This is a genomic window from Pseudomonas alvandae, from assembly GCF_019141525.1.
Lineage (GTDB): Bacteria > Pseudomonadota > Gammaproteobacteria > Pseudomonadales > Pseudomonadaceae > Aquipseudomonas > Aquipseudomonas alvandae.
The window spans coordinates 5,466,802-5,491,819 of record NZ_CP077080.1 but is presented as its reverse complement, the minus strand read 5'-3'; the positions used below and the strand labels follow the sequence as shown (position 1 = coordinate 5,491,819).

Annotated in this window: 23 protein-coding genes, 1 tRNA gene and 1 pseudogene; 13 read left to right on the top strand and 12 right to left on the bottom strand. The window is 60.0% G+C overall.

Annotated elements, in window-relative coordinates:
- Positions 1–23 precede the first annotated feature (23 nt).
- Together KSS97_RS24480 and rimI are read left to right on the top strand one after the other, a co-directional pair.
- Entirely contained in the window at positions 24–809 is a 786-nt protein-coding gene (locus KSS97_RS24480; protein WP_217860342.1) for an energy transducer TonB, read from the top strand.
- The gene (gene rimI / locus KSS97_RS24475; protein ID WP_039594544.1) at positions 802–1,254 is read left to right on the top strand and encodes a ribosomal protein S18-alanine N-acetyltransferase; all 453 of its coding nucleotides are present in this window, start codon (positions 802–804) and stop codon (positions 1,252–1,254) included. The genes KSS97_RS24480 and rimI overlap by 8 nt, the downstream gene beginning before the upstream one ends.
- A 112-nt stretch (positions 1,255–1,366) precedes the next feature.
- On the opposite strand, the gene KSS97_RS24470 is transcribed toward rimI, so the two are convergent.
- Complete coding sequence (locus tag KSS97_RS24470; protein WP_217860341.1) at positions 1,367–1,771, bottom strand: serine kinase/phosphatase; 405 nt, start codon at positions 1,769–1,771, stop codon at positions 1,367–1,369.
- Between the two features lie 133 nt (positions 1,772–1,904).
- Between KSS97_RS24470 and can the strand changes: the two genes are divergently transcribed.
- Complete coding sequence (can, locus tag KSS97_RS24465) at positions 1,905–2,549, top strand: carbonate dehydratase (RefSeq protein WP_181289760.1); 645 nt, start codon at positions 1,905–1,907, stop codon at positions 2,547–2,549.
- Positions 2,550–2,559: 10 nt separating this feature from the next.
- Here the strand turns inward: can and KSS97_RS24460 are convergent, their stop codons facing one another.
- From KSS97_RS24460 to KSS97_RS24450, 3 genes are all read right to left on the bottom strand, one after another.
- A complete protein-coding gene (locus KSS97_RS24460; RefSeq protein ID WP_217860340.1) occupies positions 2,560–3,087 on the bottom strand; it encodes an SET domain-containing protein in 528 nt (175 codons plus the stop codon).
- Between the two features lie 175 nt (positions 3,088–3,262).
- A complete protein-coding gene (locus KSS97_RS24455; protein ID WP_217860339.1) occupies positions 3,263–4,423 on the bottom strand; it encodes a hypothetical protein in 1,161 nt (386 codons plus the stop codon).
- A 110-nt stretch (positions 4,424–4,533) separates the two neighbouring features.
- Complete coding sequence (locus KSS97_RS24450; RefSeq protein WP_217860338.1) at positions 4,534–5,952, bottom strand: short-chain fatty acid transporter; 1,419 nt, start codon at positions 5,950–5,952, stop codon at positions 4,534–4,536.
- Positions 5,953–6,172: 220 nt separating this feature from the next.
- Between KSS97_RS24450 and KSS97_RS28845 the strand changes: the two are divergent.
- From KSS97_RS28845 to KSS97_RS24435, 4 genes and pseudogenes are all read left to right on the top strand, one after another.
- Positions 6,173–6,949 (top strand): annotated as a pseudogene (locus tag KSS97_RS28845) (PAS domain-containing protein); the annotation flags it as partial.
- 108 nt (positions 6,950–7,057) lie between these two features.
- Complete coding sequence (locus KSS97_RS28840; RefSeq protein WP_407684160.1) at positions 7,058–7,489, top strand: methyl-accepting chemotaxis protein; 432 nt, start codon at positions 7,058–7,060, stop codon at positions 7,487–7,489.
- Between the two features lie 95 nt (positions 7,490–7,584).
- Complete coding sequence (locus KSS97_RS24440; RefSeq protein ID WP_217860336.1) at positions 7,585–8,139, top strand: DUF2975 domain-containing protein; 555 nt, start codon at positions 7,585–7,587, stop codon at positions 8,137–8,139.
- Between the two features lie 7 nt (positions 8,140–8,146).
- Positions 8,147–8,380: a helix-turn-helix domain-containing protein gene (locus KSS97_RS24435; RefSeq protein WP_217860335.1), complete on the top strand. Its 234-nt coding sequence runs from the start codon at positions 8,147–8,149 to the stop codon at positions 8,378–8,380.
- Here the strand turns inward: KSS97_RS24435 and ggt are convergent.
- The gene (gene ggt / locus KSS97_RS24430; protein WP_217860334.1) at positions 8,362–10,212 is read right to left on the bottom strand and encodes a gamma-glutamyltransferase; all 1,851 of its coding nucleotides are present in this window, start codon (positions 10,210–10,212) and stop codon (positions 8,362–8,364) included. The two genes, KSS97_RS24435 and ggt, sit on opposite strands and share 19 nt — an antisense overlap.
- Positions 10,213–10,307: 95 nt before the next feature.
- On the bottom strand, positions 10,308–11,108 hold the full coding sequence (locus KSS97_RS24425; RefSeq protein WP_181289754.1) for a helix-turn-helix transcriptional regulator: 801 nt from the start codon (positions 11,106–11,108) through the stop codon (positions 10,308–10,310).
- A 125-nt stretch (positions 11,109–11,233) separates the two neighbouring features.
- Between KSS97_RS24425 and KSS97_RS24420 the strand changes: the two genes are divergently transcribed.
- Together KSS97_RS24420 and KSS97_RS24415 are read left to right on the top strand one after the other, a co-directional pair.
- Positions 11,234–12,055, top strand: coding sequence for a carbon-nitrogen hydrolase family protein (locus KSS97_RS24420; protein ID WP_217860333.1), 822 nt, complete (start codon positions 11,234–11,236; stop codon positions 12,053–12,055).
- A 221-nt stretch (positions 12,056–12,276) separates the two neighbouring features.
- Positions 12,277–13,602 (top strand): APC family permease, encoded by a 1,326-nt coding sequence (locus KSS97_RS24415; RefSeq protein WP_198796234.1) that lies wholly within the window; start codon positions 12,277–12,279, stop codon positions 13,600–13,602.
- 128 nt (positions 13,603–13,730) lie between these two features.
- On the opposite strand, the gene KSS97_RS24410 is transcribed toward KSS97_RS24415, so the two are convergent.
- Positions 13,731–13,807, bottom strand: a tRNA-Met gene (locus KSS97_RS24410).
- Between the two features lie 103 nt (positions 13,808–13,910).
- On the bottom strand, positions 13,911–15,968 hold the full coding sequence (locus KSS97_RS24405; protein WP_217860332.1) for a methyl-accepting chemotaxis protein: 2,058 nt from the start codon (positions 15,966–15,968) through the stop codon (positions 13,911–13,913).
- 321 nt (positions 15,969–16,289) lie between these two features.
- Between KSS97_RS24405 and KSS97_RS24400 the strand changes: the two genes are divergently transcribed.
- From KSS97_RS24400 to KSS97_RS24385, 4 genes are all read left to right on the top strand, one after another.
- Positions 16,290–17,507 carry an MFS transporter gene (locus tag KSS97_RS24400; protein ID WP_217860331.1) on the top strand — a complete coding sequence of 406 codons (1,218 nt, stop codon included), beginning with the start codon at positions 16,290–16,292 and terminating at the stop codon, positions 17,505–17,507.
- A gap of 477 nt (positions 17,508–17,984) precedes the next feature.
- Positions 17,985–20,150, top strand: a complete 2,166-nt coding sequence (locus tag KSS97_RS24395) for a methyl-accepting chemotaxis protein (RefSeq protein ID WP_198796237.1) — start codon at positions 17,985–17,987, stop codon at positions 20,148–20,150.
- An 84-nt stretch (positions 20,151–20,234) separates the two neighbouring features.
- Positions 20,235–20,678: a DUF3592 domain-containing protein gene (locus KSS97_RS24390; RefSeq protein ID WP_198796238.1), complete on the top strand. Its 444-nt coding sequence runs from the start codon at positions 20,235–20,237 to the stop codon at positions 20,676–20,678.
- Between the two features lie 4 nt (positions 20,679–20,682).
- Positions 20,683–21,270: a hypothetical protein gene (locus KSS97_RS24385; RefSeq protein ID WP_217860330.1), complete on the top strand. Its 588-nt coding sequence runs from the start codon at positions 20,683–20,685 to the stop codon at positions 21,268–21,270.
- A gap of 82 nt (positions 21,271–21,352) precedes the next feature.
- Here the strand turns inward: KSS97_RS24385 and KSS97_RS24380 are convergent, their stop codons facing one another.
- Genes KSS97_RS24380 through tli1a (KSS97_RS24365) form a run of 4 tightly spaced genes read right to left on the bottom strand, consistent with a single transcriptional unit; the run spans position 21,353 to position 25,015 of the window.
- On the bottom strand, positions 21,353–21,586 hold the full coding sequence (locus KSS97_RS24380) for a hypothetical protein (RefSeq protein WP_217860329.1): 234 nt from the start codon (positions 21,584–21,586) through the stop codon (positions 21,353–21,355).
- Positions 21,583–23,967, bottom strand: coding sequence for a T6SS phospholipase effector Tle1-like catalytic domain-containing protein (locus KSS97_RS24375; RefSeq protein ID WP_217860328.1), 2,385 nt, complete (start codon positions 23,965–23,967; stop codon positions 21,583–21,585). The genes KSS97_RS24380 and KSS97_RS24375 overlap by 4 nt, the downstream gene beginning before the upstream one ends.
- Positions 23,955–24,452: a Tli1a family immunity protein gene (tli1a, locus tag KSS97_RS24370; protein WP_217862096.1), complete on the bottom strand. Its 498-nt coding sequence runs from the start codon at positions 24,450–24,452 to the stop codon at positions 23,955–23,957. Before tli1a (KSS97_RS24370) ends, KSS97_RS24375 begins: the two co-directional genes overlap by 13 nt.
- 38 nt (positions 24,453–24,490) lie before the next feature.
- Entirely contained in the window at positions 24,491–25,015 is a 525-nt protein-coding gene (gene tli1a / locus KSS97_RS24365; RefSeq protein ID WP_438269615.1) for a Tli1a family immunity protein, read from the bottom strand.
- Positions 25,016–25,018: the final 3 nt, after the last annotated feature.

Here is a 25,018-nt window from a genome sequence, read left to right as displayed (position 1 = left end):
AGTTATCCACAAGTGGCCGACCTTTGCTTATCGAGTCTCGTCGCCGCGCCTATCTGACCGCCATGCAGGTGGTCAACTGGCTGCCGCGTACCGAATTGCCCTTTGCCGCCCCGTCGCGGCCTGAGCTGCTGGATGTGCCCGAACCGGTGGAAGTTGCGCCGGCACCAGTGGCGCCTGCGGCCAAGACCGTTGCCGAACCGGTGGCGCCTGTCGCCGAGCGGCCGAAAATCGAAGTCCCGCGTCCGAGCCTGGCCTCGACCCGTACGAACGCCAAACCGGTAGAAGAGGCCGACGAAACGCCGGCCCCGGTCAAGGTTGCCCACGTACCGCCGCCGCGCTTCGCCCTGCAGTTGCTGCGCGCCGGGCGCTGCCTGTTACTGGTGGAATTACCCACAGGTGATCCGTTCCAAAGTCGCGATCCTGCTTACCTGCTGCTCAAGGACATGCTGCGCGCCGCCGGCCTGCCGGACAGCCCACAGATCATCGGCGAACCGGTGCGCTGGCCGCTGTTGTCACGGGGCACGATGGATCAGGGGCCAGAGGCGGCGCGGGATTTCGTCCAGGGCTTCGTTTCGGCGCGGCTCGAAGACGAGCCCTGCGTGTGCCTATGGCTGATCGGCCTGCCGGCGGTGAAGTTTGCCGGCGAGGCGGATGCCGAGGCGTTCAATCGCGAACTGCAGGTCGAAGGCCTGGGCTCGGCCTGGGCGTTGCCCGGGTTGGAACTGTTAATGGAAACGCCACAGCACAAGGCTGACGTCTGGCAAGCCATGCGCCGGCTGATGGCGCGCTGGAAAGAATCGAATGAGTGACGCTGTATCGTTCCGCCCGATGACCGAGGCGGACCTCGACGCTGTGCTGAAGATTGAATACGCAGCCTACAGCCACCCCTGGACCCGGGGGATATTTCTTGATGGGCTGGGCAAATACCAGATCTGGCTGATGTTCGAAGGCGAGCAGCAGGTCGGTCACGGCGTGGTGCAGATCATTCTGGATGAGGCGCACCTGCTCAACATCACGGTCAAACCGGAAAACCAAGGGCGAGGCCTTGGCCTGCGGCTGTTGGAACACCTGATGTCGATCGCCTACAAGGCCGAGGCCCGGGAATGCTTCCTGGAAGTACGCGACAGCAATCGCACGGCGTTTCGGCTTTATGAGCGCTATGGCTTCAACGAGGTTGGACGGCGGCGCGATTATTACCCGGCTGTGGGCGGGCGCGAGGATGCGGTGGTCATGGCGTGCACGTTAGTGGACTGAATGGCCACGCCCCCTGTGGGAGCGGGCTTGCTCGCGAAGACGGTGGCACGTTCGATATAAATGCAGACTGATCCACCGCTTTCGCGAGCAAGCCCGCTCCCACAGGGCCAGGTCAACGCTTGCCATCGAGCGGATCGATATCGGCCATTTCCGCTTCGTCCAGCCCATCGCCTCCACCAATATCGTTTTCACCAACGACGCTCAGGTCCCAATCGGCCTGTTCATCCTCGCCGGCTTCATGTGCGTCCCGGGCGCCGTCTTCATGGATCAGGGTTTCCGGGCTCATGTCATCGTCGGTCGGCTGGCGGTCATCCATCGAGGCGCCTGTCATACCGGCCTCACGGACACGCTCCTCCGGTAGCAGATGCTCGCGCTCATCTTCCGGCAATTCATCACCGATCCGGGCATCGTATTCGTCATCGTCGAATTCCAGCTCACGCATCGAGCCCATGCGGTCTTCATTGTCATCGATAGGCTCCGGTTGCGTCGCATCGAAGGGACGTCGTGAATCATTCATGGCAATTCCTCATACTGTGGGCCTTACTAAGAGTCGACCGGCTGCGCGGCCAGGAATTCCAATGCGTCGCCGACGTGACCTCGACCGGCGGTCGTCTGTCACAGTTGCGCACTCTCTATCGAGGCTGGACAGCATGAATGAATTACAAGATCTGATTGATAACAACGCACGCTGGGCCGATGCGATCAAGCAGGAGGATCCTGACTTCTTCGCCAAGCTGGCTCGTCAGCAAACCCCCGAATACCTGTGGATCGGCTGTTCCGATGCACGGGTGCCGGCCAATGAAATCGTCGGTATGTTGCCGGGTGATCTGTTCGTGCACCGTAACGTCGCCAACGTGGTGTTGCACACGGACCTGAACTGCCTGTCGGTGATCCAGTACGCGGTGGATGTGCTCAAGGTCAAGCACATCCTGGTGACGGGCCACTACGGCTGCGGCGGCGTACGTGCCTCGATGCAGGATCGCCAGTTGGGCCTGATCGACGGTTGGCTGCGTTCGATTCGCGACCTGTACTACGAACATCGCGATGCGTTGGCCAAGCTGCCCACCGAAGAAGAGCGCGTGGACCGCTTGTGCGAACTCAACGTCATCCAGCAGGTGGCGAACGTCGGCCATACCAGCATCGTGCAGAATGCCTGGCATAGGGGACAAAGCCTGTCGATCCACGGCTGCATCTACGGCATCAAGGATGGACGCTGGAAAAGCCTGGACACGACGATCAGCGGTTTCGAACAACTGCCGCCGCAGTATCGCTTGCGCCCGGTAGACGCACCCTGAACAGGGCGTTTCAGTTGCGATGACAGCGACGCCGCCAGTGCCGAAGGAACTCCATTCCTTGCTCGTTGGGCGATTCGTCATATCCGGTGATCCAGCCGTGACAGTTGGACGAACCACACCGGCAGGCGAATTGCCGATACAGCTTCTGTTCGGTGCTGGCGTAGTCCATCGTCAGGCAATCGCCTTCGCGGATGTCGGTCAGTGACCATAACCACAGTTCGCTCATGTCCAGGAAGACATTCGGGTTGCATGAATGCAGCAGCAGCCCGGCGAAGTGTGGGTCATACATGTGGACGTTCGGCAGAATCTGCAAGGTGTGCAGGCGTCGGCGACTGACCAGCAGTCCCGACACCCTGCACATCCGCGTCATGGAGGCGAACTGCTTGCGTGCGACAATTCCGTTGCCGCGCCCATCGTTCGTCTGGTGCACCTCAAAATCGTGCATTGAGGGGTAGCCCTGGTGGCTGCTGAGCTGGGTTTCCAGGTAAACGCAGTCCCGATTCCCTGGGCCAGTGCGATCAGCTTTGAACTGGGTCATGACAGTCCTTGTCGGTGCCAAGCACTCGACTTTTCAGCGCAGGCGTCCTGCCAACGGTCGTTGAGAACGCCGATAGATTCCTCCAAACCGTGGGTTGTTTCTACTGTCAACTCTGACAGGTGCTGTAAGCGCCTCCCGTGTGAGCGCAGGCTTGCACGGGAGGGCTTGTCAGGGGTTATACGGCTTCTGCGGGCAATGGCATCGGCACTTTCAGCTGTTGCAGTTCCGACTTGACTGGCGGTGTCTCACATTTCTTCTGTGCGTCCGCCTCGCTCAGTTTACGAACCGAGGTGTAGAACAACTCGCAGGTTTCCTCTTTTTGCGTCACCTGCCAGGTCTGCGTGCACTGGTTCAGCAGTGTGCTCGGGTCGGTGCCAGGCTTGCTGCCCATGCCGGCCTGCCAGCAGGCGGCGCTCAAGTCCTGGCCCATCACTTTCAAGCCCGCAGCATCTGCCTTGGCTTCGTCGCCGTCGTAGCTGGCCGGGTCAGCGGCGTACCAGATATAGCTGGGATGGTTGGAACCAAGGACCGGAACCTTGGCGCCCGGAGCCGGCTCGATGGTTGCCAGGCCGAGCACGGCGACGGTCTGGCCGTATTGGGTCTTGATCCAGTCCCGGACGGGCGCGCCGAAGGCCACCATTGGCAACGACGTGCCCTTGGCACCTTGAGTGACTTGCTTGACCATGGTGGTCTGGTAATCGTTGAAGTAACTGTAGAGCCCTGCCAGCGTACTGCCGGCATTGGACGGGGCTGCGATGGGCGCGATGTCGATGATGGTCTGGTAAGCCGGTGTGTTCGGCGCGGCAATACCGTTGGCGGTCAGCAGCGTGGCCCAGCGATCCGTGGTGGCCGATTCCAGGTAATCCTGGGCCTGGGTCAGGGAATAATCCGGCGGGAAGTGCAGCAGTTCGACACTCTTGCGGTTGTCCAGGGCCATGCCCAACGGCAGGAACAGGTACCAGTTGTAGGCCCATTTTTTATCATTGTTGAGTTTGCTGGCGCCGTTGTACGCCAAGTCCCCGGCATCGAGCAGGTTCTTCAGCGGTTGGCCGTAGCTCTTCGGCACGCCGCTGATATTCGCATAGACGGTGCCGTTGTCACTTTTGACGCTGACCTTGGCCGCGTCGTAGCCGTCACGCTGGACGCTTTGCGTCAGGTAATGCTCGACGGTTTGCTCGAGTGTCCAGTTGCGGAAACAAATGACGTTGCAGTTGTTGGGATAAGCGAAGAGACGGGTGACGCGTTCGGTGCTGCCAAGGTTGACGTCGATATCGGCGGCTTGGGCGGTGGCGCTCAAGGCCAGGGCGGCAAGAGGAAGTGCGGCGAGTTTGAACATGCTCAGATCCTTTTCAGCGTGGGCCCCTCGAAACAGGGTGTATCCATACTGAAACAGACGGAGCCGAAGAAGAAGTGGGCCGATTGAAAAATCGGCCCTTTTTTATGGCTTTATGGCATCACTGGCGGCAGATAACTCAACGTCGTCCCCAATGCCCACAGCAGCGCCAGCACCAGCGGCGTATGCACCAGCAACTGCACGAAGGAAAAGCCGATCAAGTCCCGGGCTTTCAACCCGAGCACGCCCAACAACGGAAGCATGTAGAACGGGTTGATCAGGTTTGGCAGCGCTTCGGCGGCGTTATAGATCTGCACCGCCCACCCAAGGTGATAGTTGAGATCGTTGGCCACCTGCATCACATAAGGTGCCTCGATGATCCACTTGCCGCCGCCGGAGGGAATGAAAAAGCCCAGCACCGCCGAATAGACGCCCATCAACAAGGCGTAGGTGTCATGGGAGGCAATCTGTACGAAAAAGGTCGAGATATGGTGGGCCAGCGTCTGCGCATCGCTGCCCTTGACCGTGGTCAGCAGCGCGGCGATCGAGCCGTACAACGGGAACTGGATCAACACGCCCGTGGTGGTCGGCACCGCACGGGCGACAGCGTCGAGAAAGCTGCGCGGCCGCCAGTGAAGCAAGGCCCCGAGCATGATGAACAAAAAGTTGTAGGTATTGAGTCCGGAAATGGCGCTGATCGCCGGCTTGGTCGAAAACTCATGGAACAGCCAGCCGGCGGCCAGCAGCACCAGCGCAATCGTCAGCAGCGGACTGTGTTCCAGCCATTCCCCGGGTCGGGTCCGCGGTTGCAGCGCCGGCATGCTGAAACTGGGGTCGATCCCGCAAGCGGCGGCGTCACGGGCACTGTTGGGGCCGGGAGCGGTGGCGTAGGCGATGATTACCGAGATCACGATCAAGGCCAGCAGCATCACGCCCGATTGCCAGAGAAAAATAGTCTGGGTAAACGGGATGACGCCGGTAATCGACAGGATCGACGGTGGCAGGCTGGCCGGGTTGGCCTGTAGTTGAGCGGCCGAGGAAGACAACCCCAACGCCCACACCGCTCCCAGGCCCAGATAGGCGGCAGCGCCGGCGGCACGATAATCCATCTTCAAGTCGGCGCGACGGGCGAGGGCCCGAACCAGCAAGCCGCCGAACACCAGCGACAAGCCCCAGTTGAGCAGCGACGCGATCATGGAAATCAGCGCGACCCAGGCCACGGCGCTGCGGCCATTCTTGGGAATGCGCGCCAGGCGATCGATCAATTTGACGGCCGGTGGCGAGCTGGCGACCACGTAACCGCCGATCACCACGAAGGCCATCTGCATCGTGAACGGGATCAAGCTCCAGAACCCATCGCCGAAGGCCATGGCTGCCGGGGTGGGCGTGGCGCCGATGAGCTGTGTCGCCAGCGCGACCACCAGCACCGCCAGCGCGGCGAACACCCAGGAGTCAGGGAACCAGCGCTCGGCAAAACTGGAACAGCGCAGCGCGAAGCGGGCGGAACGGCTGTCTTCAATGTCGGTGGTCACGGCAATTACCTCGATTTTTTATGGTTATGGGTATCTGGAGCGACGAAGCATCGGCGGTCAGGCGCAAACAATAGAACAATCCAATGACCATGGGAGACGGAGCGGCGTTCGAGCACGACCTGATTATTTTCCAGACCGACCGGCGGCACTCTTTAGAAAAAGATCGCCGGGCCGATGGCAAAGGGAATAGCAGAATTTCTCCTGCCTGCCGGAGCTTGCCATGTTCAACAATCGCCTGAAGCAGGAGCTGCTTGCTCTTCGCCAAGAATTTTCCAGTCTCATGCAAGTGAAAGAGAGCCTGGACCGTGAAATGCTCGGCCTGACCCTGGATGCGGAAGGGCGCGTGCAGTCGGTCAATCAGAACTTTCTCGACGAGATGCATTACAAGAGCCAAGACCTGATAGGGCGATCCATCGAAGACTTGGTGCCGGCTTACTTGAAGTCCAATGAATTCCAGATTCGTTTCAAGACCGCCCTGACCCGTGGCGAGCATTTCTCGGGCGCCGTGCGCCTGACACGAGGCGATGGCAAAGAGGCCTGGTTGCGCTCGATCCTTCAGCCGGTGCGCAATGCTGAGGGACGAGTTCGTTATTTTTCGATGTACTCCAACGACCTGACCCGCACCATCGAAAATTCCCGCGAGCATGAGAACCTGATTGGTGCCTTGGTGCGTTCGACGGCGGTGATTGAATTTGACCTGGGCGGACACGTCCTGACCGCCAACGACCGCTTCCTCAATGCGATGGGTTACAGCCTGGCGCAGATCAAGGGCAAGCACCATCGTACATTTTGCGAGCCCGAGGAATACAACAGCCCGGCCTATCAACATTTCTGGAAGCGCCTGAACAGCGGCGAGTTCGTTGCCGGACGCTTCAAGCGTATCGACAGCAACGGCCGCGAGGTGTGGCTGGAAGCGTCCTACAACCCGGTGGTCGATGCTAACGATCGCCTCTACAAAGTCGTCAAGTTCGCCACCAACATCACTGACCAGGTCAATCAGGAAAAAGCCGTCGCCGATGCTGCCAACATTGCCTACAGCACCTCCCTGCAGACCGACAATAGCGCCCAGCGCGGCACTACCGTCGTGACCCAGGCCGTGGACGTGATGCGCGACCTCGCCCGGCACATGCAGACCGCCGGGCAAGGCATCGAAGCGCTGAACGAGCAATCCCTGGTGATTGGCACCATCGTCAAGACCATCAGCGGCATCGCCGAGCAGACCAACCTGCTGGCGCTCAACGCCGCCATCGAGGCCGCCCGGGCTGGTGAACAGGGCCGGGGCTTCGCCGTGGTGGCCGATGAAGTGCGGCAACTGGCTTCGCGTACCAGCCAGGCCACCGATGAAATCGTCGGCGTGGTCCGCCAGAACCAGGACATGGCCCGTAATGCCGTCGCGCTGATGACCGACGGCCAGCACCAGGCGGAACAGGGCCTGGCTCTGGCGGCCGAGGCGGGGAGCGTGATCGTCGAGATTCAGGATGGGGCGAAGAAGGTGGTGGATGCGGTGAGCCAGTTTGCCAATCAATTGTCGACGTAATGTGTTTCAAGTTATTGTTATGCACCAATTAATTATCGTAAATTGATAATTAATTGGTTATGTTTTGGGCTCCTTTCGTTCTGTTGGAGCCACACATGCCTTCGAATCGCCTTGCTCTTTATAGCCAACGCATGGCTGCCGTTACGCTGATCTTTGTTGCTGCCATGATGATTATCAACGCTGTGATCTGGCTATTCCCTGATATCGAATCAGAGTACGGCCTGGGTTTTTCGCTGTCCCGACGTATGTTGTCGAGTCTGTCCGAGGACGCAATGTCGATGACTGGCTGGCAAAGCCTCGGCGCGATCCTCCTGTCGAGTATCCCGTTGTTGGCGCTGGCGGCAGGGTTGGTCAATTTGCGGCAGCTCTTCAACCGCTATGCGCAGGGACAGTATTTCTCCAGCGAAGCTGCCAATCTGCTGGGCAAAGCCGGTCGTGCAGTAGCGCTATGGGTGTTTCTGGATTTCCTGTGCGAACCGCTGCTGAGCCTGTGGGTTACGATGAATGCCCCCGCCGGCCAGCACATACTGAGCATCTCCATTACCGCACCTTCTTTTGTCGCTTTGTTTATTGCCGGGTGCATTGCGATCATCGCCCGGATATTGTCCCAGGCCAGTGAAGTCGAATCAGAAAACCGAACTTTCGTTTGAGATACCCATGCCTATTGTTATTCAACTTGATGTGATGCTGGCGATGCGCAAGGTCAAGTCCAAGGACCTTGCCGCCGCCATTGGCATCACCGAGGCCAACCTTTCCTTGTTGAAGCAAGGAAAGGTCAAGGGCATACGCCTGGCGACCCTCGAAGCCATTTGCGGCTATTTGCAATGCCAGCCTGGAGACCTGCTGGTTTACCAGCCGCAAATCGAGCCTGATCAGTCGCCCAGCGCTTGACCTTCGCGCCTTGGATCGGCCCCGCCAGCCAGCGAGGCTTTTCCTTGTGCATCACGCACTCGGACAATCGCCTGGGTGCCGCTGGTCATGTCGATTTCGCCCACCGTGTGGCCTTTGTCTTTCAAGGCCTGGACCAGCGCCGGGCTGAACTGCCCTTGTTCCAGCTCGGTCGCGCCATTACGGCTGCCGAAATTGGGGAGGTTGATAGCGGCTTGCGGATCGAGGTTCCAGTCCAGCAGGCCGATCACCGACTTGGCGACGTATTCGATGATCTGCGAGCCTCCTGGAGAACCGACGGCAGCCAGCAGTTCGCCATTCTGACGGTCGAACACCAGCGTCGGCGCCATGGACGAACGCGGGCGTTTTCCGGGTTCGACGCGGTTGGCGACTTTCTGCCCGTTTTCTTCGGGTATGAAGGAGAAGTCGGTCATCTGGTTGTTGAGCATGAAACCCTGGACCATCAGATGCGATCCGAACGCCGATTCCACGGTGGTGGTCATCGACACGGCGCCGCCCTGGTCATCCACCGCCACCACTTGCGAGGTGGAAATGCGCAGCGGCGAACGGTCCGGCGCGTAGGCAACCTGGATGCCCGGCGGCGTCCCGGGTTTGGCTACGCCCATGCTGCGCGGGCCGATCAGGTTGGCGCGGCTGGCCAGGTAGCCCGGATCGACCAGCCCTTTGACCGGCACCGGGACAAAGTCCGAGTCGGCGACATACAGGGCGCGGTCGGCGTAGGCCAGGCGTTCAGCTTCAGCGATCAGGTGCACCGCTTCGGGTGCGGGCTCGATGCCGGCGGGTTTGTCGGACGTGTGCGGCTTCAACGGCGCGAGTGCCCAGCGGGCGTCACGATGTTCGAGGCTTTCCAGCGTCCCGAGGATCTGTGCCACGGCGATTCCACCCGACGACGGTGGCGCCATCCCGCAGACTTGCCAGCGTTTGTAGTCGGTGCACAACGGCGCACGTTCCCGGGCGGCATAGCCCTTGAGATCTTTCAGTGAAAGGCTGCCGGGGTTGGCGTGACCCTGGACCTTGGCGACGATCTCTTCGGCGACTGGCCCTTCATACAAGGCATTCGGCCCTTCGCTGGCAATGCGTTTGAAGACACGAGCCAATGCCGGATTCTTCAGCAATGTGCCGGCGGCCTTGGGGCTGCCATCGGCGTTCAGGAAATACGCGGCCATGTCGGGCGAGCCTGGCAACGAAGCATCGGCCGCGATCATCGAGTGCAACCGTGGAGAAATCTTGAAACCCTGGTCCGCCAGGGCAATTGCCGGTTCGAACAACGTCGCCCACGGGAGGCGGCCATGCTTGCGGTGGGCCAGCTCCAGCGCCCGCAACACGCCCGGCGTGCCCACCGAGCGTCCGCCGATCTGCGCGGCGGTAAACGGCATGGGTTTGCCGTCGGCCTGAAGGAACAGCTTTTCGCTGGCGCCGGCCGGGGCGGTTTCGCGACCGTCATAGGTGCGCACCGCCTTGCCGTCCCACAGCACAATGAACGCACCGCCGCCGATGCCGGAAGACTGCGGCTCCACTAGCGTCAGCACCGCTTGCATCGCAATCGCCGCATCGATGGCCGAGCCGCCGCGCCGCAACATTTCCCGGCCAGCCTCGGCAGCCAGCGGGTTCGCCGCGGCGGCCATGTGTTTATCTGCGTGGCGAGTCTGCAGATCGGTGCGGTAGCCGGAAGCGATCTCCGGTGCGCTGGGCAAGGGAGGCGTGGAGGAGAGCGGAGTCTTACAGGCGGCGAGTGTCAGGGCGACAGCCAACAGCGAAACGGCTGACAGGCGATTAAGATTCGGTCTGAGGTCTGAAAGCACGTGTCGCTCCATCCGTGGGCCAGGGATATTGAGGCCGACTGTAGCGATACGAGGCGTGGGGTGCAAATCAGTGGGGGAGGCGGTTCGGCTTCGCCCCACAGGAAACGTCAGGCATTCTGCGCCTGGAGGAAAATCGAAAACAGCTCGGATTGGGACTTGATCCCCAGCTTGCTGTACATGTGTTTTTTATGGACTTTCACGGTTTCGGCAGAGATTTCCAGCTTGCGGGCGATTTCCTTGCTTGAGCAACCACTGAGCATCAAGCGTCCGACATCCAGTTCCCGTGCGGTCAACTGTGTGCCTTTGAGCTGTTGCACCGACGCTTCCAACTGCACGCGCCAGTCGACCTGCGGTGGCGCTGGCGCCAGCGCCACCACTTCGTTGATTTCGTAAGGCAGGCGCTGGCGCAACAGGCCGAGCACCCAAGGCTGGATCAGCGACAGCAAGGCAAGCTGCTGGCCACTGAACCGCTGCTTGCTGCCCAACGACAGGCACAGCGTGCGATCGCCTTCGAGCTGGCAATTGAACTGGACTTCGTCGGATACAACGTTCAGGCGAAAGTAACGCTGGTAATACTCGGTCAACTCGAAATGTTCCGGTGCCACTTCCGACAGGCGATACAGCCCGGTGCGCGACTGCTCGCGACAAGCGATGTAGAACGGATCGAGCAGGTACAACCCGCGCAGATAGTCCTGGAACAACTGATCGGGGCTGCCATCCGCGCCCGGGCATTCGGCAAAAACCTGCGGGCGTTGATCGGCGCTGAAAAGCAGTGCCACCCAACTGTCGAAGGGTACGTACTGATCCAGCAAACGGACCAGCTGCGTCCAGAAATTGGGCTTGTCCAAGGCGTCGATCAGTTGCCCGACCGAGCGGTGCCACGCGATGTCGTCTAATGAAAGTGTCATGCCTCTACCCCTATCGGGTTACCCCAGCGGCGTGATTTCCCGGCCCTGGGCTTGCTGCGCATACTGGCGCACAGACACCGTCCGGGCAATCTTTCCGCCAGCCTGGTCAAGAACAAGGAATACCCATGAAAGTCGAACTCGCCCAATTGGCGGGCCGTGATAACGACACGACCTACAACCTGGAACGCGCGCTTGCGGCGATTGCCGCCTGTGCTGCCGACACGCAAATGATCGTGTTTCCCGAAACCCACCTGATGGGCTTTCCGTCGGTCGAGACGTTGGCCGAAACCGCCGAGCCGCTGGACGGACCGACCGTCAGTGCGGTGCTTGCTGCGGCCCGGGAACGTGATATTGCCGTGGTGATCGGCGTGGCCGAGAACGATCGCGGCCGTTTCTACAACACCACGCTGTTGATCACACCAGAGGGCATTGCCCTGAAATATCGCAAGACGCATCTCTGGGCGTCGGATCGCGGAGTATTCGAGGCCGGTGACCGTTACGCGACATGCGAGTGGAATGGTGTGCGGGTCGGCCTGCTGATCTGCTACGACATCGAATTCCCGGAAACTGCCCGCGCCCTGGCGCAATTGGGGGCCGAGCTGCTGATCGTCACCAACGGCAACATGGACCCCTATGGCCCGACTCACCGCACCGCGATCATGGCCCGCGCCCAGGAAAACCAAGCGTTTGCGCTGATGGTCAATCGCGTGGAAGAGGGCGATGGCGGGTTGGTGTTTGCAGGCGGCAGTGCGTTGGTCGACCCGCTCGGCACCTTATTGTTCGAGGCGGGGCGTGATCAAGGCCAGTTCTCGGTGGAACTGGACCTGAACCAGCTGACGGCGGCGCGGCGTGATTACCGGTACCTCGATGATCAGCGGCTGAAGATGCCAGGGGCGATTGTCGAGCATGCCTGCGGAGTGCGGGAGCTACTGATTCCTTCGCGTTGATCCTGATCCTGTGTTGCCGGGGCTGACGCCTTCGCGGGCAAGCCCGCTCCCACCCGGTTGTAAGAATGCCCGAGATCCAATGTGGGAGCAGGCTTGCCCGCGAAGAGGCCCTGACAAGCAACACATTCCTGTTGGCCAAAACCAGAACAACAACGTAACACCCGAAAACCTTGTGCCGAACTCGGCTCTGCCATAAATCTAATAATTCGGAGTAGTCGCTCATGGCTCATTTGCAACGCACCCTGTCACTGGGGTCGGTGGTGCTGTTCGGCATCGCTTACATGACACCGATCATTGTTCTCGGTACCTTCGGCATCCTCGCGCAATCCACTACAGGCATGGTCCCCGCCGCTTACCTGGCGGCATTGGTGGCGATGTTTTTCACCGCGATGAGCTACGGCCGAATGGCTGCGGCGTTCCCCGTCGCCGGTTCGGCCTATAGCTACGTGCGCAAGGCGATCAGCCCGAAACTGGGTTTCATCGCCGGTTGGGCGGTATTGCTCGATTACCTGTTCCTGCCCATGGCGATCTGGCTGATCGGCGCGGCCTACCTGCACTCCGCGTTCCCGGCCTTGCCACAGTGGCTCTGGGTGCTGGTGTTCATCGGCGTTACGAGCGCGATCAATATTGTCGGTCTGAAATTGGCCAATGGCATCAACGCGCTGTTGATGCTGGTGCAGTTCCTGGTCCTGGTCGCCTTCGTTGCGCTGTGCGTCCATTACGTCGCAGGGGACGCGAGCACACCGTTGTGGTCGATCAAGCCGTTCTTCAACGGTGACATGCAGATGCCGCTGATCATGAGCGGTGCAGCTATCGCTTGTTATTCGTTCCTCGGGTTTGACGCGGTCAGTACCTTGACCGAGGAAACCCGCGACCCGCGCCGTACCATCCCGCGAGCGATCATGCTGATTACCCTGATCGGCGGATTGATCTTCGTCAGCGTGTCGTACTTCGTGCAGATCGCGCACCCGTCGTTCCAGTTCGACAGCGTCGACGCGGCGGCCTACGAAATTGCCCGCAACATCGGTGGCGACCTGTTCGTGTCGATCTTCCTGATCGGCCTGATCGTCGGCCAGTTCGCGTCGGGGCTGTCAGCCCAGGCCAGCGGCTCGCGGCTGTTGTTCGCCATGGGCCGTGATGGCGTGCTGCCAAAATCGTTCTTCGGTACCTTGCATGAGCGCTTTGGTACGCCGGTCAACAGCATTCTTTTATGCGCCGTGGTCGCTTTGCTGGCGCTGAAACTGGACGTCACTACATCAACCTCATTCATCAACTTTGGCGCGTTCCTCGCGTTCAGTCTGGTGAACCTGTCAGTGATCTTTCATTACTGGATTGGAGCAGAGAGGAAGGGGCTGCGTGAACTCGTGCTGTTCCTGCTGTTCCCGTTTATCGGCCTGGCGGCGGATGTATGGCTGATGGTCAGCCTCGATCACTCAGCAATCTACCTGGGCCTGAGCTGGCTGGCGATTGGCGTGGTGTACCTGGCGGTGCTGACCGGAGGCTTCCGTCGCCAGCCACCGGAGATGGATTTCCAGGAAGCCGCGTAACTCCTTGCGCCCCGTGGGATCAGTTGAAATCTTGCGGGGGCATTCAGGGAACCCCAGAAACAAGAAAGCCCGCACTAGGCGGGCTTCTTGTTGCTCAAAGACATTCAAGAATGTCTTTGAACAGGACTTGGTGGCTACACAGGGACTTGAACCCCGGACCCCAGCATTATGAATGCTATGCTCTAACCAACTGAGCTATGTAGCCAAGTGGCGCGCATTATTCCCTTGCGGTGGAGATGTGTCAAGCGCAAACCTAAAATATTTCTTTGCACTTTCAACCGCTTATCCGCCCTCGCTGCAAATGCCCGTCAGCTGAGTTGAAATCTCCCTGTGTTTGCACTCAAGGCCTGGCTGCCTTGGCTCAAGGTATCCGCCGCCAGGTTCACGGCGCGGGCGCCTTCGAGCAGGCGCATGGCGGCCTGGTCGACCTGCTGGATATTGCCGCTGACTTCGTCAGCCGTGCTGGCTTGCTCATCAACCGCAGTGGCGATCTGCGCCAGGGTATCGGTCACGCTTTGCACGGCGCTGGCAATTTCGCCGAGGCGTTCACCAAGGCCGGTGACCGCTTGGGCGTCGGTCTGGGCCTGGCCGCAGGCCGCTTCCATCAGGCTGACGGCTTCGTTGACCGTCGCGCGCAGGCTGTCGACGGTGCCGGCGATCTGCTGCGTGGAGGACTGGGTGCGTTGCGACAGGCTGCGCACTTCGTCGGCCACGACGGCGAAGCCGCGGCCCTGTTCTCCGGCGCGAGCGGCTTCGATGGCGGCGTTGAGCGCCAGCAGGTTGGTCTGCTCGGCCACGCCACGAATGGTGTCGACCACCAGTTGGATCTGCTGGCCCTGTTCGCTGACCCGGCCCAGCGCGGCGGCGGTCTCGTTGAGCCGCTGGTTGAGCTGCTGGATGCTCGCCGTGGTGCGTTGGCTGTCGCGGCTGCTGTCGGCCGCGATGCGGCGGGTCTGCTGGGCGCTGTCTGACGCCTGTTCACAACTTTTCGCGACGCCTTGGGAGGTCGCGGCCAGTTGTGTCGCGGCGGCGGCAATCTGGCTGATCTGCATCTGCTGCGCCTCGACTTCACCCAGGGCGCCGCTGGAATGCGTGTTGAGGGTGCGCACGGCGTCGCTCAGTTGCAGTGTTTCGTGATCCACGCCCAACAGGCTGTTGCGCAACTGGACCACGGCGACATTGAGGGCGGTGCTGATCGCTGCCAGTTCGTCCCGGCCCTGCACCGGCACTTGCAGGCTCAGGTTGCCATCGCGCAAGGCTTCGGCCAGCAGGGTGATGCCACTGGCGCTGCGGCGGATAGAGGCTTGCAGGCAAACGAAGAGATACAGCGCGGCCAGCAGCAGGCAGCCGAGCACAATGGCCACCAGAGTGAACTGACGGATGGCCGAGCCATGGTATTGGTCCAGGCGGGTATCCAGCGCGACCAATGATTGTTGGCGCAAGGTCGCCAGATCGACGAGGAGGGCGTCCATGTGTTTCTCGAAGCCTTCCGGCTTGAGGTTGATGGAACCGCCGAACACGCCGTCATCCAAGACTTTCAAACCGCTGTCGAGATTCTTGAGGCTGCCTTGGAATTGACCAGCCCAGCTTTGCAATTCGCTCGGCAGGCGGGTTTCCAGAAGTGCACCGGTCTTGACCAGTTGGTCCCGTGCGTCGCCAATGCGGCTGCGCAGGTCACGCAGTTGCAAGCGGCTCTGCAGCGTGAATTGGCCTGACACCACCGAGGCTTGGCCAACGCTGGCCAGGCGCCCGACACGTTCGATCAGGTCGGGTGTCTGCTGGGTCGAGATTTGTGTCAGCAGGTAGGTTTCCAGCCAGGACGCGAGCGTCAGGCGATTGTCCATGACGATCTGTTCGCGCAGGGCTTGCAACGCGCCAAGGGCGGCGGTGAAGCGGTCATAGCCGTCCGGCCACCAGCCCACGCTGCCCAGGCTTTTGGAATCCAGGCCGTTGAGGCTGGTTTGCAAAGCCTGGTAGCGGGCGAGGGTGTCGGCTTCGGCGCCTTCGGTTTGCAAAGTGGCGCCCAGGTCGGTGGCGGCCTGGTTGAGCGCCGGCTGCACGGCGTCGAACGCCGCCATGGCAGCCAGCGTCGCGGGAGTGGGTTGTCGATTGGTTTCGGTGGCGCGCCAACGGGCCGCGCGATTGCGCTGGGCGGTCAGCAGATTGTCCAGGTTGTCCAGCGCCAGCAATTGACGCACCCCGGCGCGCTCCCCGGAAATCAGGCTGAGCTTGTCGCGGTAATCCTGGCCGATGAGCCACAAGCTGCCCATGAGCGGCAGGATGAATAACAGGAACAACAGTTGGAATTTACGGGCGAAACCAAAATGCCCCAGCAACCGGATTCCCGGTGATAGAAAAGCCTGCATGCCCATACTCCCCTGAACACCCTGCACCGAATTTGTGCGTTTTTACACAGGTGCTGAAACGGGTGTTCTCTTAAAAGGCCTCGAAAGTTTGTCCAGGCCGGCTCTGTAGGCCTGCTCTGTAGCGAAACTTCCCATTCTCGATCCCCTTTGTAAGGGGATCACGTCTTAGAGCATTAGCAAGGCAAGATTCAGACCATGGCGTTGCGCTATCACCTTGTTTTTTATAGGTCGATAGCAAGCTAAGGGGATAGCCTTGCCACGGTGAAAAATGGCACATTGATGCGCCTGCCTCGTGCACCCACCCGCCGTATGGAAACTCCCATGGCTATCAGCAATACCCAGGCCGACATGACGTCGGCAGCCGCGACGCCCCAAAGCAGCCCACTGGTCATGCGCATCATTGGTGCGGTGGCGCTGGCGCATCTGATCAACGACCTGATCCAGGCGGTCTTGCCGTCGATCTATCCGATGCTCAAGGACAGCTACGGCCTGACATTTACCCAGGTTGGCCTGATCACGTTGACCTTTCAGCTCACCGCTTCGCTGCTGCAACCCTGGGTGGGTTATCACACCGATCGGCATCCCAAGCCCTGGCTCCTGCCGGCGGGAACGGTATGCACATTGGTCGGCATCGTGATGATGTCGATGGTCGGCAGTTTTGCCTTGATCCTGCTGGCCGCCGCGTTGATCGGCATCGGCTCGTCGACCTTCCACCCCGAAGCGTCGCGGGTGGCCCGGCTGGCTTCCGGGGGCCGCTATGGCTTGGCCCAGTCGACTTTCCAGGTGGGCGGTAACGCCGGCTCTGCCTTCGGCCCGCTGTTGGCGGCGGCGATCATCATCCCTTACGGGCAAGGCAACGTGGCCTGGTTCGGCCTGTTCGCGCTGTTTGCCTTGTTCGTGCTGTACCGCATCAGCCGCTGGTACGCCAACCACCTGAACCTGTTCAAGCTCAAGCAAGGCCAGGCGGCGACCCACGGGTTGTCCAAGGGGCGTGTCCTCAGTGCGCTCGTGGTGCTCGGGCTGCTGGTGTTTTCCAAGTACTTCTACATGGCCAGTTTCACCAGCTACTTCACGTTCTACCTGATCGAGAAGTTTGACCTGTCGGTGGCCTCTTCGCAGTTGCACCTGTTTCTGTTCCTAGGCGCGGTGGCGGCGGGAACGTTCTTTGGCGGCCCGATCGGCGACAGGATCGGGCGTAAGGCGGTGATCTGGTTCTCGATCCTCGGCGTGGCGCCATTCACCCTGATCCTGCCTCACGTCGACCTGCTGTGGACCAGCATTCTCAGCATAGTAATCGGCTTCATCCTGGCCTCGGCGTTCTCCGCGATCGTGGTGTATGCCCAGGAACTGGTGCCGGGCAACGTCGGGATGATCGCAGGCGTATTCTTCGGCCTGATGTTCGGCTTCGGCGGGATTGGCGCCGCGCTGCTGGGGCATCTGGCAGATATTCGTGGCATTGAATACGTGTACTGGCTGTGCTCGTTCCTGCCGTTGTTTGGGGTGTTGGCGATCTTTTTGCCCAGGACAAAAAAGGCCTGAGCAGCCTCCAGCCAGACGGCTCGGTGTTCTTGGGAAACACCGAGCTCTTGGCGGCTCGAGTCATGAATAACCGGTACTAAAGTCTCGATCTACATGAGCCTTAAGTTGGCTCTTGTACAAATACCGCTCGTGCTAATTTGCCTGCGTGGCAAATGGTTGGAATGGACTCTGCGGCAAATATCCAGGGGTCGCTTTACGGTGACTGGATAGCGGATTCACATTCTTTCCGCGAAGGCCTTCGTTTCCGGAGGTCTTCGGCTCCTGACGTTGAATGTCCTTTATCGTCGCTCGGACGCATAGAGTGAATCTGCGCGCCATCTCCCCACGTTCAACCAATAACCAGCTGTATCGCCATGCCCGGCCATCCACTTCGGTGCATGACGTAAGCAGCGTCAGTCGTATTCGCCGAGTCGTGCACGCGGTGGCTGCCGGCGTTCTTCATGGCGGCGCGAAAAATAGAATCGGGTGGGGAATGATATGAAGTTCACGTCGTTGCAGGCACGCATTTGTGTCACGGCGGGCGCATGCCTGTTTGTTTCGTCTGTCAGCCTGGTTGTCTACGGGCTCTTTACTGCCCGGTCGAATGAGCAATATGTCGCGAGCGAGGTCAGTGCGCTGGTTGAAAAATCAACCATCCGGGAAATCCAGAACCTGGCCGAATCCCGTGCCAACGCCATCCAGGCCAAGCTGCAGAATGCATTGGATGCAGCACGCACAATGGCCAATACTTTTGCCGCCAGCAAGGCTTCGCAAAGCCCCCTGGCATTGGGCCGTGAACAGATCAACAGCGTGCTGCTCAATGTGCTCAAGGACAACCCTGACTTCAACGGCACCTATTCCTGCTGGGAGCCAAATGCGCTGGACGGGCAGGACCCCGGGTTCCGCAACGCACAAGACGGCAACAACCCCGTGACCGGACGTTTTACGCCTTACTGGACGCGCAGCGCCGATGGTCATGTCGCGGTGCAACCGTTGGTCGAGTATGACTCGGCCGACCGCCATGCCAATGGTGTGCTCAAGGGCGGGTGGTACAGCGGCCCGCGCGACACCCTGAAGGAAAGCGTGTTGGACCCCATTCCTTACGTGGTGCAGGGGAAAAATGTCTGGCTGACCACCTTGTCGGTGCCCATCGTCTCCGAAGGGAAATTCTACGGGGTGGTTGGCGCTGACTTCGACATCGCCTTCATCCAGAAACTCAGCGAGCAGATGTCTGCGGACCTCTATGGCGGCAAAGGCACGGTGTCGATCTTGAGCAACCAGGGGCTGGTGGTCGCGGACAGCCAGCGTACCGACTTGATCGGCCAGCCTATCAAGGCCCTCTTGCCCGATTCCTGGGAAAAGGTGCTAGGCGATATCCAGGGCGGTCGAGGGGATGGCCTGCTGAATGCGCAAACCCAGAATATCGAAGTGCTGATGCCGATTGTGCTCGGCCGTACCGGCAAACCCTGGGCGGTGTTGATTCGCCTGCCCAAGGCCGTGGTCATGAGCCAGGCCATCGCCTTGGAGCAGGAGCTGCAGGCGCGCAGCCTCGACAACAGTATCTGGCAGGTGTCGGTAGGGTTGGTCATTTCATTGTTGGCCCTGGCCGCCCTGTGGTATGCCGCCGCCAAGATCGTCGGGCCGATTCGCGAGGCGGCTGCCTTGGCCGCGACCATCAGCCTCGGGGATTTTTCGCGCCGACTGGTGCAGCAGTCCGAAGATGAAGTCGGGCAGTTGTCGGCCGCCCTGAACGATATGTCCGAGAGCCTGCAACGGCAGGTGAGGGTGGCGGAGCGCATTTCCGAAGGTGACCTGGATCTGCAGGTCCGGCTGTCTTCGCCCCAGGACACCTTGGGCAAGTCGCTGGAGAAAATGGTCAGCAACCTGAACCAGCTGATTTCCGAAGTTCAGGCCAGCGCCACCCAGATCACCGGCAGCTCGACGCAGGTGACCGACCTGAGCCAGTCACTGTCCGAGGGCGCCTCGAATTCCGCCTCGTCCATCACCGAGATCAGTGCGGTGATGACGCAAATGGCCGCCCAGACCCGGGACAACGCCGCCAATGCCAAGAAAGCCGATGAGCAATCCCAGGCTTCACGCGCCGATGCGGGGGAGAGCGATAAGCTGATGAGTGAGCTGATCGCCGCCATGGCCGAAATCGATAACTCGGGCAAGGACATCACGGCCATCATCACCACCATCGATAACATTGCCGCGCAAACCAACCTCCTCGCGCTCAATGCGGCGATCGAGGCTGCGCGGGCGGGTGAACTCGGCCGTGGTTTCGCGGTGGTGGCGGACGAAGTGCGCAGCCTGGCCGCCCGCAGCGCCGAGGCGGCCCAGCAGACAGCTGCGCTGATCGCCGATTCCTCGAGCAAGACCCAGCGCGGCATGATCATCGCCGGCCGTACCGCCGAATCGCTGAAGAATATCGTCAGCGGGACCAGCGAAGTCTCCAGCCTGGTTTCGCTGATCTACCAGGCCTCCAGCGAGCAGGCTTCAGGCTTGCAACAGGCGAGCATCGGGCTCGAACAGATCGACGAGGTGACCCAGAAGAACCAGTCGAACTCCCACGAATGTGCCATCGCCGCCAAGGATCTCTCCGAGCGAGCCTCGTTGATGCAGCGTGTGCTTGGGCGGTTCAAGGTGAAAGTTTCAAGATAAAAATTTCAAGGTAAAAAAAGGTCAGCGGGGAGGCTTTTTGCTATCCTGCGGGCCCTTCTTCACGGACGAATACCGAGACCTGCCATGGCTAACGACACGCCGTCACGCATCGGACAGACACTGCTGGGATTGCTTTTCGCGCTGATTGGCATTGGTTTGTTGGGCGCCGCCTTCAATCTGGCGCTCGATCGGCGCGAGTTTCTTGCTCGCGCCGAAATGGCTGATGGCATTGTCAGCCACTTGAATGCTGGTGGTTCGCATCCCGAGATCGCCTTCACCACCGCAAGCGGCGAAAAGATTTCCTACCCTCAGGGCGGCTTTATCTTCGGTTATCAGAAAGACCAGCCGGTGCGGGTGCACTATTCGCCCGAGCAGCCGGCCGGCAGCGCCATCGTCGATGATCGGGGTGCCTTGTGGGGGACCTCGGCATTATTGGGCGGCATCGGTTTGGTATTCACTTTGGTAGGGCTATTGAAAGTCACCCGCCAGCGCGGTCGCGGCGCGGCTCATTCACTTAAAGGACTTTGAACGCATGAGCTACAACATCCCTATTCCGGTCAATGAAAGTCGTTGGCAATACCAGACCGCCAGCGGTGGCGGTCTGACCGTGGTCATGGTGGCGGGCAGTGGCGGCTCGATCATCCTGCGTTCGCCCCAGGGCGAGGACGTCAGCTACCGCTATGGCGGTGTCGGCGTGGGTGTCGGGTTTGGCGCGCGGCTGCCGCGTTTCGGCAAGATCAATATCCAGATCAAAGGCAAGGGCGTAAGTGGGGCGGGTGCGGCAGAGGCGTTCCCCAGCACCGGCAAGGTGTTTGTCAGCGATGCCCTGGTCGATCGCGACCTGACCAGCGACGACATCACCGGCCCTTGCATGTACACCGAAGTGGGCGTGGGCCTGGTGGTCGGTGGTTCGGCCACAGCGCTGCTGTTCGGACTCGATCCCAAGCTGTTGGCGCTGTCGGTGGCCTTGAGCTCCAATCCGGCGACCTCGCTCATCGCGTCGACCACGGTCAACCGGCAACTGGCACGTTCGGCTAAGGGCGCAGTGGTCATGGCCGGCATGAACGCCGGTCTGCAGGCCGGTGGCGGCGCGGCTATCTACATGGGCTATCTGTTCTAGTTGCGGCTGGGCGCAGGTAACGTTTGGAGAGGACTCAGTGCGTCTGATTAGAGCACTGAGTCTTGGTGCTCGGCCTAGCCGTTCATAACGGATCGTTGTGCACGGCGGGCAGAGCTGCGGGGTCTGGCGTGGGCAAGTCCTCGCCGACGAATGTCGGCCTATCCCTCTGCGTCCCTCCAGGAATATGCGCACGCCGCACCTGCAGCGACGCGTCCCCCGCGCAGGACAGCCGTTGGCCGAAGGCCAGGAAACGGCCTTCGAGCACTTCGCCGCCGAAGGGGCGCAGGGGATCGCCGATGCGTATCAAGGGCGTCATGAGGCGACCTCCCCATCAAACTCCACCAGCACGCCGGCCAGCCGCAGTATTTCGTCGGTCCGCTCGAGGCGTTGCAGATGGTCGTCCAGGGCGATCTGTTTCTTCTGCTCGATCACCACTTCGCCAATATGACGCGTCGGCTGCAGGATCTTTTCCGCGCCCGGCAGGAACGGCACCACCGCACCGCTGACCTTGTCGATCACCTGATAACCAATGGTCGCCGCACCCATGCCGGCGGCCAGCCCGCCCACGGCGCCCAGCGTGCCGCTGCGCTTGATGCCATACACCGTGGCGCCCGCCAGCACCGCCACACCCAGCATCCGTCCGGCGACCACCACCGGCGACAGGGCACGGCTGTTCTCGTTGCCGAAATAGGTCATTCGATAGAAAAAATAACCGGCCCATAGCTCACGGGACGCCAATGCGTCGTGCATGAACCAGGCCCGCGAATCGTGGATGTGGTCATCGAACAACGCCACCAGCAACGCCAGGCCCGGCTTCCGGCTGGGCAAGCCGAACCTGTCCAGGAACAGCTGCTCCTTGCGCAGCTCGCCCGCCGCCTTGATGCTCGCGTGGTCCCGCACCTCATCGTTCTCGTTGAGCAGGTACATCGTGTCGCGCAAGACCACGTCCAGAACCGTGCCCGACAAACTGGTCTGCTGGCGATCGATGTCCAGGTAGTCGTGCTTGAACTCGGTGGCAGCCTGGCTGAGCTGGGTCTGATCGATCTGCGGCTCGTAGATCGGTGGGCCGGGATGGTTCATCGCTGCGGCGGGCGCTTTCTGGCGGTTTTTCAGCGCGGCCCGTTTCTGGTCTTCATATTCGCGACGCTGTTCGGCCGTATCGTAGGCGGTGGCTTCGTTGGCCTCGGTGAAGAAAGGTTGATGCTTGTAGCTGTCGTTGTATTGATAGCGGTCGCCGATCTTGTTGAGGTCGTTGGCAAAACGGCCGATGCGCCAGCCGGTGATCCAGCCCAATTGATCGGCCAGGGTGTCTTCGACGGTGGTGGTGAGGAGCAGAGGGTGGTAGCCGTCGGTGGAGGGGCTGCTGTTCTGATCTTCGGGTGGAACGGTATGCAGGGTTTGGTGGTGCCAGGCGTTGAAGCGTTCGATGACTAGAGGGCTTATATCGAATTCTTCTGTCACGTCCAGCCCCAGGACCCGCCAATTTTTCTGACTTTTCAGGCTGTCCGGCAATACTGCCTCCGGTACCTTTAATGGCGCTCCGGCAGCGAAGGCTGCGGCATACAGATCGTGCAGGACGATCTGCGACACCAGTTCATTCGTACCGCCACGTGCCTTGCCCTGATCATTTTTCGGGTAGCCACCGCCCACGTCGGAGTGCACGCCGGGGTACACCACTTCATAAGTATTGGGCGGGTACTTGCCATCCTCGTTACGGACCGAGTCCAGCGGGAAACAGGCACGTTGTTCGAACGCCGCGACAAAATGCCGACAGCATTTGACGAAGTCGGGAAACGTTTTTGCGTCCGGCAATAGCTGGGTGTCATCCGCCCAATCCATGTGCCCGGCAAAAAACGGCGTGACATGGGCAATACCTACCGACGCCACGGTGTCCAGCAGGCCGAGGAGCTCGATGCTTACCGGCAGGCCCAGCAGTGTCTGCTCCGGATTCTCGGCCCCATCCGGCGTGTCGAACAGCTGGCTCAGCCAATTCACGAAAGTGCGCGCTTCCGCCGCGCCGCGGGAAAAACCGTAGACGAAGAGCTTGACGCCCAGCACTTCAGGCCTGGCTCTGGGGACATGGGCTCTCAACGGCTCCAGCAAACCTTTCATGACTTGGCGTCGTCGACCGGCGCCGAAGATGCTCATCATGGGGCCTTTGGACGTGCTCATGGACTCGACCTTGGCCTTGGCGACGACTCGGTCGATTTCCTTCTTGTTATCCAGCGCAAAAGATAATGCACTTGCGACTTGCACCAGGGCCCAATTGATTCGGTCTTCGCCACCCGTGGCGAACTTCAATCCATCCTCGCTGTAATCCAGTTCGCCAATTTCTGGAAAGGGGGTACCGACACCGGGCATGTAGTAGGAAAAGTAGCCACGTTCTTTTGCTGGCGTACCTCTGAGTGACGCGTGGAACAGCTTCGCAATATTGCTTGGATGCTCTTTCTTGGTATCGTTGTCCTCGTTGTTGTTGGTCCCGTCAAAAAAGAGGCTGATATGCAAACTGTGGCAGCACGCAGAGTGCCGTTTTTGCCCTCGGGCGTTGAACGTTTGACGAAATAGATTCTTTTCCTCAAGCTGCTTATTGTAGTTCTCGGTCACCTTTCGTATTTCTGTGGGTAGCCGTCCACCGACTGGAAAAATCGGTGGTGCCCAAGCCTTAGCTTTCGAGTTATTAGCTTTTATTTCGGACATACAGTGGGCTCCTTCATTTCTAAGGGTTCTTTAATGGGGTTGCGAGGTGAGCCGTACCCCCAACAAGAGGTAGTTACCTTGATTTTATTACAAACAAGGAAATGGACTTTCAAGCCGCAGGACTCCGTTCCCGGCCATTCTGGAATTTCTACCGTAGCGTGATGCTGTTGATAATTAGTTTTATGCTTAACCATAAAGGCCCGGAACTCATCCGTTCCTAATGGTGGTGCATCCGCGAAAGGATCGGGATCCACCTCCCATTCGATATGAGCCATCAGACCGGGGCGCCATTTGGTCGGCATAATGATGCAACAGGAACTGCCTCCCCCTCCGTCAGCCCGATATCCGTTCACCGACAACCAATTAATCGCATTCAACGTATGATTAACGGCCTCTATGTTTCCTCCCGCCATTTCACTTTCCGCAGAAGAGCAGCCATACAACATCAATCCCAGCAATGCATATAGCCCCCGTTTCCTTAGCATCGACAACCCTAGGTCCTTGTCCGCCTTCGAGTTGTTTTCTATTTCGGGCATATGGCGGGCTCCTTCATTTCCAAGGGTTCTTTAATGGGGTTATGAGATGAACCGTACCCCCAGCAAGAGGTAGTGACCTTGATTTGATTACAAACAAGGAAATGGACTTTCAAACCGCAGGAGTCCGTTCCTGACCACTCCGGAATTTCCACCGTGGCGCTATGACGTTGAAATTTAGCCTTGTGCGCAGCCCATGCTTCCTCATCAAAACCGAACCCCTTTGCTCTTCGCTTAATCTTTGCAAAGCGATTAGGATCCACTTCCCATTCGATATGAGCCATCAAGCCGGGGCGCCATTTGGTCGGCATAATGATGCAACAGGAACTTCCTCCTCCTCCGTCAGCCCGATATCCGTTGACCGACAACCAATTAATTGCATTCGACGTATGATTAACGGCTTCTATGTTCCCTCCCGCCATTTCATTTTCCGCAGAAGAGCACCCATACAGCATCACCCCCAGCAAGGCATAAGAACCCCGCCTCATCGACTTACAGAACATCAACTGCCTCATGGC